Below are 15,336 nucleotides of genomic sequence, written 5' to 3' on the forward strand. Positions count from 1 at the left end.
GTTCGAAGTCTTCGCCAGCATGCTTGAACTTGCCTCCCGACCTGATACTTCCGTTCATTAAGCCCTGTGTTGCGCTTCACCTTTGAAACCGCCCGACCGATATCTCGCTGCATACACGGGTATCGCCGGCACAAAATGGTTTGTGGTCAGTACGATCCCGGAGAAGAAGTTGACGGCGGAGGCACAGTCCGTCCGCGATCAGATCATACTGGTGGGCATTTCGGGGTTTCTGCTTTCGATCTTCCTCGCCAACTTCATTTCACACAGCATCTCTGTACCGCTCAAAGATCTGGTGCGAAGGATGGACGACACCGGTAGCGATGCAGGCGCAGAGGCGGAGGCATCGGTGGACGCGCGCAGTGAGATTGGCGTAAAGGATGAATTGGGCAGATTGGCGCACAGGTTCGAACGAATGAGTGCGGCGATCGGGCAGAAGATCCAGAAGATCAACGAGATCAACGCTACCCTGGAGCAGACGGTCATCGAGCGAACGGCCGAGCTCGTCGCCAAAGAGCAGGAGTCGCGCACGTTGATCGAGAATTCACCTGACACGATCACGCGCTACGACCGGGAGCTGCGCCGCACCTACGCCAATCCGGCTTTCTGTGTCTCGGCGGCCCGCAGCCTTCGCGAATCGCTCGGCAAACGGCCCTCAGAGATACCGGGCGGTGCTAACGCGCTGGCTTACGAGAAGAAGATCAGCGAAACCATTACAACCGGGAAAAGTCGCCAATTCGAACTGAGATGGCTCAGTAAGGACGGACAGGAACAGTGCAGCCATATCAGGCTCACTCCAGAGATCGACGCGTCGGGCGAGGTGAACTCCGTGTTGGCGGTCGGTCGTGATTTGTCGGACCGGATGGCATTCGAGGCAACGATATGGAAACAGGCTAATTACGATGCGCTGACCCATCTCCCGAACCGCCAGATGTTTCATGCCCGTCTCGAGCATGAAGCCGGCGTGTCCCATCGCTCCGGGCGGCCGATGGCCTTGATGCTGATCGATCTCGACCGCTTCAAGGAGGTCAACGACTCGCTCGGACACGATATGGGCGACATCCTGCTGATCGAGGCCGCGAGGCGCATTACCTCGTGTGTGCGTGAATTCGACACGGTCGCTCGACTTGGCGGTGACGAGTTCACAGTGATTCTGCCCGAGTTGGACGACACCGGGAGCATCGAACAGATCGCGAAGACGATCATCGCCACGCTGGCCCAACCCTTCAAGCTTGGTCCGGACGAGGCTTTCATTTCTGCGAGTGTAGGAGTTACGCTTTACCCTGACGACGGGACAGAACTGGATGTTCTCTTCAAGAATGCCGACCAGGCCATGTACGCGGCCAAAGCCGCGGGGCGCAACCGTTTCCACTACTTTACGCCCGAGTTGCAAGTGGCGGCAGAAAAGCGCCGGCGTCTCACGAGCGATCTACGTACCGCCCTGCAAGCCGAACAGTTCCGTGTTTATTACCAGCCTATCGTCAATCTGGCGACTGGCGAAATTTACAAAGCTGAAGCGCTAATTCGCTGGCTACACCCGGTGCGCGGCACGATCAGTCCAGTGGATTTCATCGCATTGGCCGAAGACACGGGGCTCATCGTTCCGATCGGCGATTGGGTGTTCAAACAGGCCGTGCGCCAGGCGCGTCAATGGCGCCGACGATTCCATCCATCGTTTCAGATCAGTGTCAACATTTCACCGGTGCAGATTCGCCAGGACAATCTGGTGTGTATCCAATGGTCGGAATACCTCATTCGGCAAGGCATGCCTAGACAGAGCGTGGCAATTGAAATAACCGAAGGGCTGTTACTGGACGCCGAATTGAACGAGAAGTTGCTGAGTTTCCGCGAGGCAGGAATCGGGATTTCGATCGACGACTTCGGGACCGGTTACTCGTCCTTAGCCTATCTGAAGCGCTTCGACATCGATTATCTCAAGATCGACCGTTCATTCGTACAGAACCTCGGTTTCGACGGCGGCAATCAGGCGCTCTGCGAAGCAATGGTCATGCTCGCTCACAAGTTGGGATTGCAGGTTATTGCCGAGGGGGTCGAGACGACGGATCAACGTGATTTTCTCGCCGCCGTGGGTTGTGACTTTGCGCAAGGCTTTTTGTATTCGGAGCCGGTTCCATCTGATCAATTTGAGGAGCGGGTGTGGCCGACAGCCAGGCAGGCGGCTCACCAAGAGGTGCGCGACGAATAATCGTGAGCTATCGCCGAACGAGTGTATGCCAGGTATCGAGAAACGAGCCCCGGTTACGGTAGTCTCGAACGGTCGAAAACAGTTCGACCTCAGTCCTCCGAGTTTTCGGGAGCAGCCATTGGACAGGTTGCGATCGGACGGGGCGCCAACGGCCGCAAAGGCCGGTCTCGCGACAGATGGACTCAACGCTCGAAAGTCCGTTTGCTGGCTTGAAGATACGCCTGAACGTGTATATCGAGGCATCGACCAACGGCGGCTTGTGGCCGAACCCAGTCCGACGTTTAACACGCCGAGTGAGCCGCCATTCATCAGTCCGCGTCGGGCAGAGGTCGACCCTGAACCGCCGTTCGGACTATTGCCACCGCAACGGCCGCTTCCGAAGTACAACGGCCGTCCCTTCTTCTGTTTCGTGAGTCGGGTCATCGGCCACAGCAGTCATTCAGCTACCGGTCAAACTTGTCGGCAGCGGACGGCCGCTTACGAGGGAGTTGAATGCTCCTTGCCGACCCACACCGGCCGCTCACCGGTCTTGATAGCAGACACTCGCAAAGTTTGCCCTGCGTAGGGGAGCAGTCATACACCGACATCCGTGACGTGAAACTTTACCCGATGAAACCGGGGCGGCAACCCCGTGCATTGAATGAAGAACGTTTTTACTGATACCCTACCGACAACACCGGTCGGATTTGACAAGGTATGAGATCGCCGCGCTAACCAGCGATTCTAGTGATGACTTCGCGGAGGTAGGTGTCCGCCGTTTTCGGCCGTAGCTACAGAGGTTACATCAATGAAAACGCCCGCTGCTCCGTTACCCGCGTCGTTCTTTGGGATCGTTCTGGGTCTTGCCGGGCTCGGCAGTGACTGGCGCGAAGCGTTGAAGTTGTGGCCTCTGCCCGCTACGGTCGGCGAGATCGTGCTGGCGTTCGCTGGGCTGGTTTGGCTCGTGCTAGTCCTCGCGTATGCGCACAAATGGATCTATCACCGAACCGCGGCGATTGCCGAAATCGGCCATCCGGTCGCATGCTGCTTCGTCGGCCTGGCGTTTGTCGCCACCCTGCTGATTGCCTTGGCACTGGTTCCTTATTCCCGCGTCGCCGCCCTGGTTCTCGCCTCAGTCGGATGGGCAGGCGGAGCCGCGTTCGGCGTTTGGCGGACAGGATGGCTGTGGCAGGGCAGTCGCGCGCCGGAGGCGACCACAGCCGTTCTCTACCTCCCGACGGTTGCTGGGAATTTCGTTGCGTCAATCGTATCCGGCGCTCTGGGCTATGAAGGACTCGGTGCACTGTTCTTCGGTGCAGGTTTCTTCGCATGGCTAGCCATCGAATCCGTGCTGCTGCACAGGCTCTATACGACTGCACCGCTGGCCTTATCCATTCGTGCGACCCTCGGCATTCAGTTGGCGCCGTCAGTTGTCGGCTGCGTCGCGTGGCTGTCGATTAACGGACAAAAGCCAGACCTGCTCGCGCAGGGCCTTGTCGGCTACGGGATTTTTCAGGCGGCAGTACTTTGCCGCCTGCTTCCGTGGTTTGGGCAGCAAGCGTTTAGCGCAAGCTTTTGGACATTCAGTTTCGGCATCACTGCACTCGCTCTGTCGATCATGCGCCTAACCACCGAAGGGGTTGGCGCGCCACTCACATGGCTCGCGTTGCCCGCATTCGGGCTGGCGAACTTGGCGGTGGGGTATCTTGTAATTCGAACCCTGCATCTACTGGTTACCGGGAATTTGCTGCCCGCGCCCACTGCGATGCCAGCACAGGATGACCACAAGGCGTAGGCCGACGATCCACCTCGCCCACTCCAATGTCACCCCGAAACCGAATCTCCCGCACGCGAACGTGGGATATCGGCAACCCTCGTCATTCACAAAGACTCCCAATCTAGCTCACCGGTATTCGGGGACGAAGTGTTACGCCAGAGCCCTGATCTTTCGATCTATTCACAGGCGAAACTCAACGCCGTTGCCAGGCGTCTAAACGAGCGTCCACGAAAAACCCTAAACTACGAAACGCCTGCCAAACGATTTCAACAAACTGTTGCATCCACCGGTTGAATCCGCAAACCTAGGCTGAGCGGCGCAAGTGGGTCGTGTACGGCAGTTCAGTTGCCCGGATTCTGCCACCTCCTTCCATTCGATAACCGCTGTGGTAGAAGGAGACTTCGCGAGAAGTCGATAGACGCCCGTCCGCTCATCCTCTGATCCTGTGCGAGGATCGACCCGTCTGATGTTTGGCAGGAGCGGCGGCATAAGCCGCGCCATTGCCGCCGCGCAAGCCGGTAACATGCGAATAGCGCAGAATAGGATCGTGAGCATCTTCAAACGCGCGTGAGAGGAAGTGGCGCCCGATTTCGGTCGTTATGGCCTACGCGTTAGCGACAACCTTGTTGCAGAGAGCCCAATGAAGAAAGGAAAGACGAAACTTACCCGCCATGATGCTGAGCGCCTTTTCGAGGGTCTGCCTAATGGGAACGTGAAAGTATCGAGCCGGCCAGAGAACCCATTCGATGCAGGGGTGTTCGACGAGGTCGAGCGCGTCGACGACGAAGCCAAACTCTGGAAAGACAACCTCATTACTCTTCCGATGGCGATCGAGTTGCCTGCTGCCTACGAGTCGGTATCTCGCATGCGCGAGTCGATGGCGAGGGCATGGCGCGCGAAGTGGGTAAGGGAAGGTAAAAACGAGGTTGTCACTGAGTTTCCTGAAGGTTGGACAGCCGTTCGCCCGGAAAGCGGACCCATAGAGTTGCGCGATCCGTCCGGCGTGGTCCGCGCCTTATACGGGTGGGCCGAGGATGCTGAGCTCAGGATTCTGCCGCGGTATCTGGTTGAGTCACAGACGGACAGTTCAAGCGGACTGGGCAGCTTGCTCGTCCGTGATCGCGTGAACGGTCAAGTACTTGAGAGGTCGTCGATCTGGTCGGCTCAAACTGGTACCAACCATCCCGATTGGGCCAGGTTGTCAGAGTGGCTCAACTTACACTATCCACAACATCGCGACCCGCTTCGGTACTGGGAAGATTGCGAGGAAAATCTCCGACACTGAGCTATTTTTTGGGGGCTCTGTTCCCGCGTCTGCTGCACCCAGCGTGACGGGGGCGAAAGGAGGGCTCACGGCTTGATTGAGCTTCCGAGCTCGGCCACATTGTCGTGACTCGGCGTTGGCTTCGCGCATATGCTATCGGCACCATGCCGCACTGGACACTAACGAAATCCGGCAATTGATTGTCAAGCTGATCCGAAAGGGCGCCATCCTGGATCGTTAACCACAGATGCGCACGCGGTTCGGCTTACACCCTCTGCCTCATCCAGCATGCAATGCTCATGCGGTCGCGCGTGGCGGGCAGCACCTCGTGTTCAAACTCCGCCGAGAGAAACAAGAGCAGCGTTCCGGCGCGCGGAAAGACGTCGTGATAAGACTGATCGGCAAGGTATAGCCGCAGTGCGCCGCCCTCGGCGTCCTGCCACGCTTCGTTGAGGTAGAACACAGCGGAAATCACGCGGCTGTCGCTGTTACGCAGGCAGTCGAGGTGGCGTGCGTATCCGGCACCTGGCGGATATACCGCGTAGTGTGATTCGCTATCGACCAGACCGAGAAACAGGTCGCGGTTGAGCGCGTTCCGTAGCGCGTCGATGCGATCGGCGAACGCCTGCTGCCGCGTGCTCAGCGCGTCGGGTTGGAACCAGTGCGTGCTATCGCCGCGCAAAAGTGTGGCAGCGCGATTGGCCCCCACACGGGCTGGTGTCAGCAGCTGTGCGTCGTGCATGGCCATGCATTCGGTCGATAAGGCCTGCGTCTGGCTCTGTGACAAAAAGTTCGACACGACACACCAGCCGTCGACGGCGAGCGCGCGTGTCGCGATGTCGAATTCGCTGGATCGGGAATTCGACGCGACATCGATTGCCTCGTCCGGCGCGGCGTCGCCGATCAGGCAATCAACCAGCAATTCGATTTCCGCTTCAATCAGGGGGTGTTCCAGAAATGCATCCGTTTTATTTGTTCTTCCGCTGGCGGCTCGATCGAGTACTCGCTCGGGTCTGCTACCAGCTGGTCAAAACCATCAAGCATTGTCGGGGGCGCGTCGAACGCGGGCATTGACACACGCCGGACCCAGCAGGAAGAGCCGGGTCGAGGTGGTCGATCTGTTGGGACAACCGCGCAGTCTACACGAGTGGGACGAAGGCTGAACGAGCGACCACGAAAGACCCTGGATTACGAAACACCGGCTGAACGATTCGATCGAACTATTGCATCGACCGGTTGAATCCGCCTTCGTAAGCGGCCGCTCTCCGGCTGATATCGGACGGTTATTGCGGTCCCTCGGCGAAGTGCTGCGGGTTAGCACCACGCCTCAGGTCTTCGGTTGTCTGCCCGCTGCCATCAGGCCGCCAACCAGGCGGCTTGAACACATAGCCACACGCCTCGCGCAAAGAGTGCGCCGTTCGCAGATCGCGCCACAATGCACGCCAGTGGTCGAACTCGATAGTCAGCAGAATATATGTCGTCATCGGTCGCACCAGCCCAAAGCGGCACGGCGTGTCGCGCTGTTCAGCTATGTAGGTGCCAAAGAGTCGGTCGAACACAATCAGCACGCCACGGTAGTTTCCATCCAGATATTCATCCCATACGAGTTCGGTGTGAAAGTGTCCATAACTACAACGCACAAGGAGGGCCTGGCGATCGGCATGCGCTCGATGCCGGGCAATCCGTACGACGGTCATACGCTGGCTGAAGCGCTGGAACAGGCCTCGATCCTGAGTGAGGCGAAGCCCGAGGTGGCAATCGTAGATCGCGGTTACAAGGGTGTCGCCGTCGACGACGTGAAGATTTACCACCCGGGCCTGCGGCGGGGCATCACACGCGGACTACGCGCGATGATCAGACGGCGAAGTGCAATCTGGCCAGCCATCGGCCATATGAAGACAGACGGAAAACTCGATCGCAACCGGCTCAAGGGCGCGCTCGGCGATGCGATGCACGCGGTGTTGTGCGGCGCCGGTCACAACCTGCGGATGATCCTGAGGAAGCTGCGGCTTCTTTGTGCCTTCATTCTCGCTGCCCTGATTAACCGCAGCGTTGCCGTGACCCCATCGCCGTAACGCCCGTGGTCGGCAAAACGAATTGTTCCGGACGGACCAGCTAGTCGCGGGTGCTCCCCAATCCCTCGTCGCGACGTTTCACGCGTACAGCATGACCATCCGGAACAGGGACGCGGGGAACATTTCAGATGGACAAGCCGTACCTATAAGATAATTCACGAACTTACATTACTTGTTCGCCAATGCACCGCACGACGTCGTGCATCCATGCCAACCCGGTGCGATTACGTCATAGTTGTCGACTGTTCCGACAAATCCATCGCCCTTGAAATTTGCCTTGGCTGTCGCCCAGCTTTGCGGGGTATGGAACACGTAAAGCGTGTCGGGCGAATAAGTACCGTGCTCGATCGTATCCTGCAATTGCGCCTGCACCTGGCCGAGCTTGTCGAAATCGACGCGCGCAAGATTGCCGCCGTTGATCGTCATCTTCGCATTAGACGCCATGAACGCAATCGGGACATAGGTGTAGCCGCCATCTAGCGGCATGACAAACGCGATCCGCTTGTACTGCCGGGGCACCTCTTTCCAGAAATCGGACGTGAGGGACGGGGTCCACTGCTGCGTCCATTGGCTTCTGAAATACTTTGACGCCTTGATCAGATCCGTGGCCTGGAAGACCACGAAGACACACAAAAGAGGAACTACCCATTTTCTGGGCGAGAGTTTGATGAAGCGAAATAGCAGAAAGACAATAGCCGCATAAAAAACCGGCCAGATAAAGCGACCCGAGGCGCGGAATGTCGACGTGAATCCTGTCAGGAAGGCCGGCATCGGGTACTGGAACAGCTCATGGCGGCCGCCGAGAGAGACCCGGTTTGACAGCGCGAACAGATAAAACAGCGCGCACACGAAAATCAGTGACGCGTGCGTGCCCCAGGCAATGGGCGCGTTCTTGCGATGTTTTATGATCAAGACCGCCGTCGTCACGAAAAGCAGTAAGACGCCAGCACCGATGTAGCAGAAACCTTCGTAATCTCCGCCGAGGAATCCATAGCTGCTCCAGATCGACCAGATGGCCTCCGCCCGGAACGGCGAGGTCAGGGTGACGCGATAGGTGCCGAATCCCCCCGACACGACGCTTCTGACCGTGTAATAGCCGACCGACCAGGTCGTGATCAAAACCGCAACGGCAAGACACGGAAGCTCGACAGCCAATTGCTTCAATCTTGAGCTACCGGGCGCAAGCAGGCGTACCCGATCGGCAAACCAGATGCCTGCGACCATGGCAAGCAAATAGGCGTGAATCGATGCGGTCACGCAAATCAACAGAATCCAGTGCCACATCCTGCCCCGGTTGGTCAGATAGAGATATAGCGCGGCAAGCAGCAGCCAATGCCCTATCAGGGCCTCATGTCCGTGAAGCCGCCAAAGCATAGGCGGAGAGAGTGTCAGAAGTGCGCAACCTAGTGCTTTGATCACGTTGTCCGTGGTGCGCAGCGACAGGATCGCCCAGGCAAAAACGGCCTGTAAAGCAAAGCAGGCAGCGATCCATAGCCCAAAATATTGAAATTGGTCCGGCAGGACGCCGCGAACCAGCTTGAACAGGATTGCGAACAACGGTATTGAATCCGAGAATACGATCGAACTACCGATGACTTCCCCGTACCCCGGATTCAGGCCTAAGGGGAATTGCAGATACGGACTATGACGGAAAAAATTCCATCCGACGTATTGCTGCGGGGCGTCACCGTCGCTCGACATAATCCAGTCCACACGAAGCGGATTCAGCCCGTGTCCGCCCGTGAACGCCAGGAAAACGATTAAGCCGATAGCGGCCGGAATCAGGACGTTCCGAATGCGGAATAAGTCAGCCATTGTTAATGGAAAGTCTAGGTCGTATTGATGGTGAATGTAACGCAACTGGAAAAACGGTAGCGATGAATCGAGCAAGCCGGGAACCTGATGGCAGTGATATCCGAAGCCGCGAAGATTAAAAGTCTGGTAGCGGCATGGCGGCGGGGACGGTTGCCGTAACGCCCGTGGTCGGCAAAACGAATTGTTCAGGACGGGCTAACTACAGATCCTTCCTGCCTCCAGCGACGGTGGAGAATGGTAATCGTGAAGACGTTGTTTGGTCTAGAACCAACCCTGACTATCGACTTGCGGACAGCACAAGGCGAACCGTCAGGATGTCCGGTGATAACTCGCTCACCAGCATTAAACCGCGGGTTGTCGTTTATGGCAGTCTGAAACCGGGCCAGCAGCGGCCGTTCATCCGGATCTGCCGACCGACCGAAAGTGGCCGTTGTCCGCGATAACGCTTGTCGCCGGGAAAATAGCCGGCGGCGCTGCGCTGCGGCGGTCCCGAACCGAAATTCCCGGTTTCTGTGGCACGATTCACCGTCGGCTTCACTGATACCGTCACTGCCAACCGGCCACTGCGTCAAGACTATTGAAATAGTCGAAGAAATCCACGGTCCCCGATTTCACGAACTCTGGCATCCGGCAACGTTCCGCACTACCACCGCTTTGCGGCGTGCTATTTCTGCGAGACCGGATTGACGGACGAGGCCGTTTCTTCCGCATCGTCTCGCGCGATGCCCGGCGTCGCCTCACGGACCGATTGCCGCAAGCGCGTGAACGCCTGGCTCGTGCGTGCATCGCGTTGGTCGCGTGCGTCGTAGAAGTCCTTGTTGAGCCACTGGCCGAGACTCATCATCAGCGAGCCCAACGCGCTCTTGAAGCGCACCCATGCGTTACCGGTGCGCGCCAGTTGCGCGGCCGCCTCGACCGCCTCGGCGGCGAGCCGGTCCAGTTCCGCGTGCAGATAGTCGGCGAAATGATGCAGGCCATGCTGATTGCCATTCGACGATTTGCGCTCCAGTTCGACGTGCTGCGCAATCAGCGATTGATTGGGCACGCGAATAAACGGCGGCGTATTGGTGCGCGCGCCGCCGCCACGGCGAATTGCCACACCGAGGTTCGCGGACGCCTCGGTGCGCTTGCCGAGCGGTGGCATTTGCCACTTGTCGCACAGGTACTTCAGCAGGCTGCAATGATCGAATCGTTCGTTGCACACGCCGGCTTCGCACCACGGTGACACCAGGATGGCGGGAACACGTACGCCGAGTCGTTTGAAATCGAAGCTCGCGGTGTGGTCGTCGGGCGCGAGCGCGTCGGCCGGCGGCGATACGTGGTCGTAGAAACCGCCGTGCTCATCGTAGAGGACCACCAGTAACGTGCGCTCCCACAGCGCCTGATTCGAGCGCAGCGCATTGTAGGTATCCGCGATCAGCTTCTCTGCCTTCATGATGTTGTGCGGCGGATGATCGTCGTTCTGCGCTTCGCCAAAGTACTTCGGCTCGATCAGTACGAATTGCGGAAACTGACCGGCGGGTCCCGCTGCGTCCTCGAAGAATTTATCGAAAGAGCGGTAATTCGTGAGGTTTTCCGCGCGTCGCTGGTTCTTCAGAAGCAACGAGGCGGGGAAGTCGTAGAAATAGACGCTCCACGTTTTGCGCGCGGCGTTCAGCCGATCGAAAACCGTGTCCTGATCCTGCTCGGTGTACCAGCGCGGATTGAGCCCGTCGAGTCCCGAAGGCATTCCGATCTCGCCTTTCGACGTACCCGTCAGCGCGAAAAAACGGTTGGGCCACGTCGGCCCCGGCAATGACGAGAACCACCGGTCGCACACGGTGAATTGCGAACCGAGCGTGTGCAGCGCGGGCAGAAAGCCGAGCGGGTAATAGCCCATCACGTCTTGCCGCGCGGCGAGGCTGCTCTTCGGGTAGTCGTTCACGAACGTACGCACGAAACCGCTGTTGTCGGCGGCGATCTGTTCCATCACGGCCTTGTGCTCGTGATTCGGATCGTGCTTCATCTGCCGCTCGCGCGTTTCACGCGGATAGAAGGTGTGGCCTTGACCGTCGGCGTTCGATTTGCCGGCCGCGTTGCGCACGCCGTCCAGTTTGTCGTGCACGGCGTCGAGGCAGCCGAGCATCTGGTCGAACGAGTGATTCTCCATCAACAGTAGCACGACGTGTTCGATCGGATCGTTCCGCGCGTTCTGCTCGACGTCACTCATCTTTTATCGCTCCACTCGGGACGGGATGGACTTCGCGTTGCCAACTTAGCGCAAAACGCGCGCTGGCGAAAGAGCCCTGCTTTGAGGCGGACATGCACGCGACGGTCAATGTACTTCGTCGCGTGCATGATTCGCTTAACGTAGCATCGACTCAACTGCCGCCCGAGAAGATCGGACCTTGCCCGCCCGGCGCGAACGATGGGAAGTGGTCGCCGGACGGCGCGGCCGCCGCCGGCGCGTGCGCTCCCGACTGCGACGCCGGTTCGCGCAACGTCAACGCGCTATCGGCCGTGATCGGCACGCTCGGCTTCGCGAGCAGCTCGGTCTTGCGCATCGAGCCGACCGACGTGCCGAAGTAATAGCCGATGATGCTGATCCACGCGGTTCCCAACGCGCCGACGATCACGTTGACGAGATCCTTGTTGCTACCCGGCAAAGGCTGGAACGCCATCAGCAGCAAAATGCCGAAGAAGCCGGTGGTGACCGCCATCGCGAGCACCTTCGGGACCCAGTCGCGATTGGCGACACCCATCGCGCGTGCATTCGCGGTGTCGCTCGAGGCGATGCGGGCCATGTCGGCGTCGTGCGCGAGGCTCGACTGCGCGGCCGTCACCATCAACTGCTGCAATTGCAGAGAATTCGCGCTTTCGGCCTGGCGGAGTTTTTCGAGTGCGCCGGGGTCGTTCAACGCGGGTTCCACGAAGGCCGGGTCGCTCGGCGTGCCGAGCGCGTGCGAGATGATCGCGGCGGCAGCGGTCACGCCGAGGCCGACCGGACCACCCACGAGCCCGGCGAGAAGCGGGGCGGTGCTGTTGATATTCTTCGCAACTTTAGACCAGTCCATCATGCTGCTCCCAGGAGAAGATTGGCTGCCATGCGTTCGGTCCAGCCGCGGCTGAAATTCGGCCACGAATGCAGGTTCCGCAGGTACCGCAGACGATACGCGGCGAAGCGCATCACGAACTTCATCGGATCGGCGTTCTTGACCGCATCGAGCGTGTCGGGGCCGAACTTGCCGTCTTCCCTGGCGCCGGACGCTTTCTGCATCCACAGCACGACGAGGCCGCCGTTGTAGTTCGCATCGAAAATCTGGAAAGCCACGCGCGGATCGAGTTCGTCGAGATGCAACGGGTCCCAGTACCTGCGCTTGGCGATCTGATGGGCGGTATCGAGCGGCAGGTCTTTCATCGGGCCGTTATAGCCCTCACTGCGCGCGACGCGCGCTGTCACACCCCACATCGTTTCGCCGCCTGGATCGGCCGGATTGAAGCTGTACCCGCCTTCGTTTCCGATCAAGGCTTTGAATGCATCTTCGAAGCTGTCCATCGAACTGTCTCCTGTTCGGCTGTGTTGCCAACTCAAATGGCGAATGCGCGCGGCTCAGGCCGCTCGCATCGCCCGTCCTACGGCGTCGCGTACCGTATCGAGCGATGCCCGAAGCGGGTACGACGTCATGGGATTCGAAACGGGCTTGACGCGCAGGTCAGGCCTCGATGTCCGGGTGTCGGCTTCGTCGGGCGATGCGTCCGTCGAGAGCGCCAGTTCGCGTTCGCGCGCCGACAACGTGCCGGCGTCGCGCTGCAATGCCTGTGCATACTTGCGCGCGGCCTCGCGCAGCGCGCCTTTGTGTTCCAGCGCGTGGCCCCATTCCACATAGGACGGGGCGAGATCGGGACGCAACGCGACGGCGTGCGACAGCTTGTCGATTGCTTCGTCGTCGTGGCCGGTTTTGACGAGCGCCTCGGCCCAGTCGTGCAGCGTGTCGACGGAGTCGGGGTTCATCTTGGCAGCCTGCCTGAATGCTTCGAGTGCTTCGCGATCGTGCTTCTTCGAATGCAACAGCACGTCGCCGAGCAGTCGCAGGTTTTCAGCGGTGCGCGACTTTTCCTTCGCGCCGGCCCGCAGTTCCTTTAGCGCATCGTCGATGCGGTTCTGCTGTTCGAGCGCAATGCCGAGACCCGCGCGCAGCACCGCCGAGTGCTTGTATTGGGTCAATGCTTCACGGATCTGCTGCTCGGCTTCTGTCGAGCGCTGCTGACTGTCGAGCAACCACGCCTTGCCCGCGACTGCCCATTGGGCTTGCTCGGATGAGGGCAACGCGAGAACTTCGTCATAGATCCCGACGATCTCGCGATAGTCGCATTGCGCGAGCGAGCACTTGGTCTTTTGCACCTGCGTGAACAGATGACTGGCGAGGATGTTAGGTTCGGCGAGGCGCATCGCCGTGACTGCGATGTCGTGCACGAGCTTTTCGAGGTCGCGCCCTTCGAACGGCACCGTGCTTTCGCGGCCGTTGAACGGTCCGTGTTCTATCTGCACGTGCGCGACGTATGAATCCGCGCTGCTATTCGTCTTCGTGATGCCGATGTGCACGGCGACATCGTCGCGTTTGAGCACGCCTTTGATGAAGCGCACCGTCGTCGCATACGACATTTCCTGACCCGGAATCTGGATGTCCTGCTGCGCGTCGTTGCTGGTCATCGTGTCGTGCGGAATCGATTCGGCATCCTGGCCGATTTCCTTCATCGCCGACATGATCCGCTCGGCGAGAAAGTTCGCCGTATAGCCGCGCTCGGTCAGCGTTTGCGGTGTCTCCACCGGCGGTACCAGCAATTGACGCGTGAGCACGCCGCGCACGACGAGGCAGATGGAACCGATCGTCAGTAGGATGAACAACCAGGGCAAGACATACGGCCAGAGGCGTTTCGGTCCGCGGCCGATCACACCGGCGGTGTGCAAGCCGAACAGCACGAATCCGCTCGAATGATGACGATCGCGGCGATTCGCGGTGTTGGCGCGCATGAACGGGCCGCCGTACCCGTTGGTTGACCGGCGTTGACTCTGTGCACTCGACATGACTCACCTCGCTTCGATCCGCGATCGATGTTGGCAATCGCCTGACTTGCGCGGTGGGTATGCATCGAGCGTGCCATAGCGCATGGAACGGGCTGGCAGCCGGATGTTGGCTTCTGGTGGGGGATTGAAAGAGAAAAGTGTTGCGAGGTGGCCAACGTATTGCGAAAAACAGTTTGCTGGCGGGAGACAGGATGTGCGTTAGCAAATAAAAATGCCGCTCAGTCCAGAAGACTGAGCGGCATCGGTGAAGCGAACTACTGTTTGTGGACTCTGCGCTGCCGTGGCTTAAACCGAACTCGGCCGCCACTTCAACAATCGACTCTCCACCGCGGTCAGCAGGTAGTCGGCGGCAAGCGCGACCACCGCCAGCACGATCATCGCCGCGAACACGCCGGCCGCATTGAACGCGCCCTGTGCGGTGGAGATCAGCAAGCCGATGCCCTGCTTCGAGCCAAGAAACTCGCCGACCACCGCACCGACCAGCGCGAAGCCGAAGCTCACGTGCAGGCTCGCGAGAATCCAGCTGAGCGCCGACGGAATCACGACCGAGGTCGTCACCTGACGGCGCGACGCGCCGAGAATCTGCGCATTCGCGATCATGTAGCGATCCGCTTCGCGCACGCCCTGGAACGCGTTGGCGAACACGACGAAAAACACCATCACGACCGCGAGCGCGACTTTCGACGCCATGCCGAGCCCGAGCGCGATCACGAACACCGAGCCGAGCACGACGCGCGGGATCGAGTTGGCGATCTTGATGTAGAGGCTGAACACGTCGGAGAGCAGCTTGTTGCGGCCGAGCACGATGCCGCAGAAGATGCCCCCGATCGAACCGATGATGAAGCCGAGCCCCGTTTCCTCGAGCGTGACCCACACCTGCGTGAGCAGCGGCCCTTGCGAGGTACCGTTCACGAACCAGTCGACGATCTGCGCGAAGATCTCGGTCGGCATCGAGAAGAAGAAAGGGTCGATCCACTTCAGGCGCGCGGACAGTTCCCAGCCGCCGAGCACGACCACGAGCAGGAGAATGCGCAGCGATATCACCAGAACCTGGCGCTGGCGGATCTTCTTCTGCGCAATACGCTCGACGTGAGCGAGCGACGCGGCGTCGATGCCCGAGGGCATCATCTGTTGAGAGGGTGTAGACATGTTTGCCGT

9 protein-coding genes and 4 pseudogenes are annotated in these 15,336 nt (G+C 59.4%); 5 read left to right on the plus strand and 8 right to left on the minus strand.

Annotated features, from left to right (window positions below):
* Nucleotides 1–97: 97 nt before the first annotated feature.
* From HDG32_RS32425 to HDG32_RS32440, 4 genes and pseudogenes are all read left to right on the plus strand, one after another.
* Nucleotides 98–2,203: pseudogene (locus HDG32_RS32425) on the plus strand (putative bifunctional diguanylate cyclase/phosphodiesterase); the annotation flags it as partial.
* Between the two features lie 787 nt (nucleotides 2,204–2,990).
* The gene (gene tehA, locus HDG32_RS32430) at nucleotides 2,991–3,977 is read left to right on the plus strand and encodes a dicarboxylate transporter/tellurite-resistance protein TehA (RefSeq protein ID WP_184073602.1); all 987 of its coding nucleotides are present in this window, start codon (nucleotides 2,991–2,993) and stop codon (nucleotides 3,975–3,977) included.
* Nucleotides 3,978–4,124: 147 nt separating this feature from the next.
* Nucleotides 4,125–4,253, plus strand: a pseudogene (locus HDG32_RS32435) (IS30 family transposase); the annotation flags it as partial.
* 346 nt (nucleotides 4,254–4,599) lie between these two features.
* Nucleotides 4,600–5,244 carry a hypothetical protein gene (locus tag HDG32_RS32440; protein WP_184073604.1) on the plus strand — a complete coding sequence of 215 codons (645 nt, stop codon included), beginning with the start codon at nucleotides 4,600–4,602 and terminating at the stop codon, nucleotides 5,242–5,244.
* A 244-nt stretch (nucleotides 5,245–5,488) separates the two neighbouring features.
* On the opposite strand, the gene HDG32_RS32445 is transcribed toward HDG32_RS32440, so the two are convergent.
* Together HDG32_RS32445 and HDG32_RS36830 are read right to left on the minus strand one after the other, a co-directional pair.
* Nucleotides 5,489–5,971, minus strand: a complete 483-nt coding sequence (locus tag HDG32_RS32445) for a 2OG-Fe(II) oxygenase (protein WP_090810248.1) — start codon at nucleotides 5,969–5,971, stop codon at nucleotides 5,489–5,491.
* A gap of 535 nt (nucleotides 5,972–6,506) precedes the next feature.
* Nucleotides 6,507–6,818, minus strand: a pseudogene (locus HDG32_RS36830) (sterol desaturase family protein); the annotation flags it as partial.
* A 3-nt stretch (nucleotides 6,819–6,821) separates the two neighbouring features.
* On the opposite strand from HDG32_RS36830, the pseudogene HDG32_RS32450 reads away from it, so the two are divergent.
* A pseudogene (locus tag HDG32_RS32450) lies at nucleotides 6,822–7,298 on the plus strand (IS5/IS1182 family transposase); the annotation flags it as partial.
* Nucleotides 7,299–7,466: 168 nt separating this feature from the next.
* Here HDG32_RS32450 and HDG32_RS32455 read toward each other — a convergent pair.
* The 6 genes from HDG32_RS32455 to HDG32_RS32480 form a co-directional block, all read right to left on the minus strand.
* A complete protein-coding gene (locus tag HDG32_RS32455) occupies nucleotides 7,467–9,188 on the minus strand; it encodes a DUF6311 domain-containing protein (protein ID WP_184073606.1) in 1,722 nt (573 codons plus the stop codon).
* 589 nt (nucleotides 9,189–9,777) lie between these two features.
* Nucleotides 9,778–11,322, minus strand: coding sequence for an alkaline phosphatase family protein (locus tag HDG32_RS32460; RefSeq protein ID WP_184073607.1), 1,545 nt, complete (start codon nucleotides 11,320–11,322; stop codon nucleotides 9,778–9,780).
* Nucleotides 11,323–11,473: 151 nt separating this feature from the next.
* The gene (locus HDG32_RS32465; RefSeq protein ID WP_184073609.1) at nucleotides 11,474–12,166 is read right to left on the minus strand and encodes a hypothetical protein; all 693 of its coding nucleotides are present in this window, start codon (nucleotides 12,164–12,166) and stop codon (nucleotides 11,474–11,476) included.
* Nucleotides 12,166–12,648: a glycoside hydrolase family 108 protein gene (locus HDG32_RS32470; RefSeq protein ID WP_184073611.1), complete on the minus strand. Its 483-nt coding sequence runs from the start codon at nucleotides 12,646–12,648 to the stop codon at nucleotides 12,166–12,168. The genes HDG32_RS32465 and HDG32_RS32470 overlap by 1 nt, the downstream gene beginning before the upstream one ends.
* Nucleotides 12,649–12,702: 54 nt before the next feature.
* Nucleotides 12,703–14,178: a tetratricopeptide repeat protein gene (locus HDG32_RS32475; RefSeq protein ID WP_184073613.1), complete on the minus strand. Its 1,476-nt coding sequence runs from the start codon at nucleotides 14,176–14,178 to the stop codon at nucleotides 12,703–12,705.
* Between the two features lie 285 nt (nucleotides 14,179–14,463).
* The gene (locus HDG32_RS32480) at nucleotides 14,464–15,327 is read right to left on the minus strand and encodes an ABC transporter permease (protein WP_184061632.1); all 864 of its coding nucleotides are present in this window, start codon (nucleotides 15,325–15,327) and stop codon (nucleotides 14,464–14,466) included.
* Between the last annotated feature and the right edge of the window lie 9 nt (nucleotides 15,328–15,336).

Origin of the sequence: Paraburkholderia sp. CI2, from assembly GCF_014201055.1 — a bacterium.
Taxonomy (GTDB): Bacteria; Pseudomonadota; Gammaproteobacteria; order Burkholderiales; family Burkholderiaceae; genus Paraburkholderia; species Paraburkholderia tuberum.

Excerpts from the sequence above, each read along its gene's own strand:
- HDG32_RS32445 (WP_090810248.1), bottom strand. The coding sequence starts at position 5,971 with ATGGCCATGCACGACGCACAGCTGCTGACACCAGCCCGTGTGGGGGCC.
- HDG32_RS32465 (WP_184073609.1), bottom strand. The coding sequence starts at position 12,166 with ATGGACTGGTCTAAAGTTGCGAAGAATATCAACAGCACCGCCCCGCTT.
- HDG32_RS32475 (WP_184073613.1), bottom strand. The coding sequence starts at position 14,178 with ATGTCGAGTGCACAGAGTCAACGCCGGTCAACCAACGGGTACGGCGGC.
- HDG32_RS32470 (WP_184073611.1), bottom strand. The coding sequence starts at position 12,648 with ATGGACAGCTTCGAAGATGCATTCAAAGCCTTGATCGGAAACGAAGGC.
- HDG32_RS32480 (WP_184061632.1), bottom strand. The coding sequence starts at position 15,327 with ATGTCTACACCCTCTCAACAGATGATGCCCTCGGGCATCGACGCCGCG.
- HDG32_RS32440 (WP_184073604.1), top strand. The coding sequence starts at position 4,600 with ATGAAGAAAGGAAAGACGAAACTTACCCGCCATGATGCTGAGCGCCTT.
- tehA (WP_184073602.1), top strand. The coding sequence starts at position 2,991 with ATGAAAACGCCCGCTGCTCCGTTACCCGCGTCGTTCTTTGGGATCGTT.
- HDG32_RS32460 (WP_184073607.1), bottom strand. The coding sequence starts at position 11,322 with ATGAGTGACGTCGAGCAGAACGCGCGGAACGATCCGATCGAACACGTC.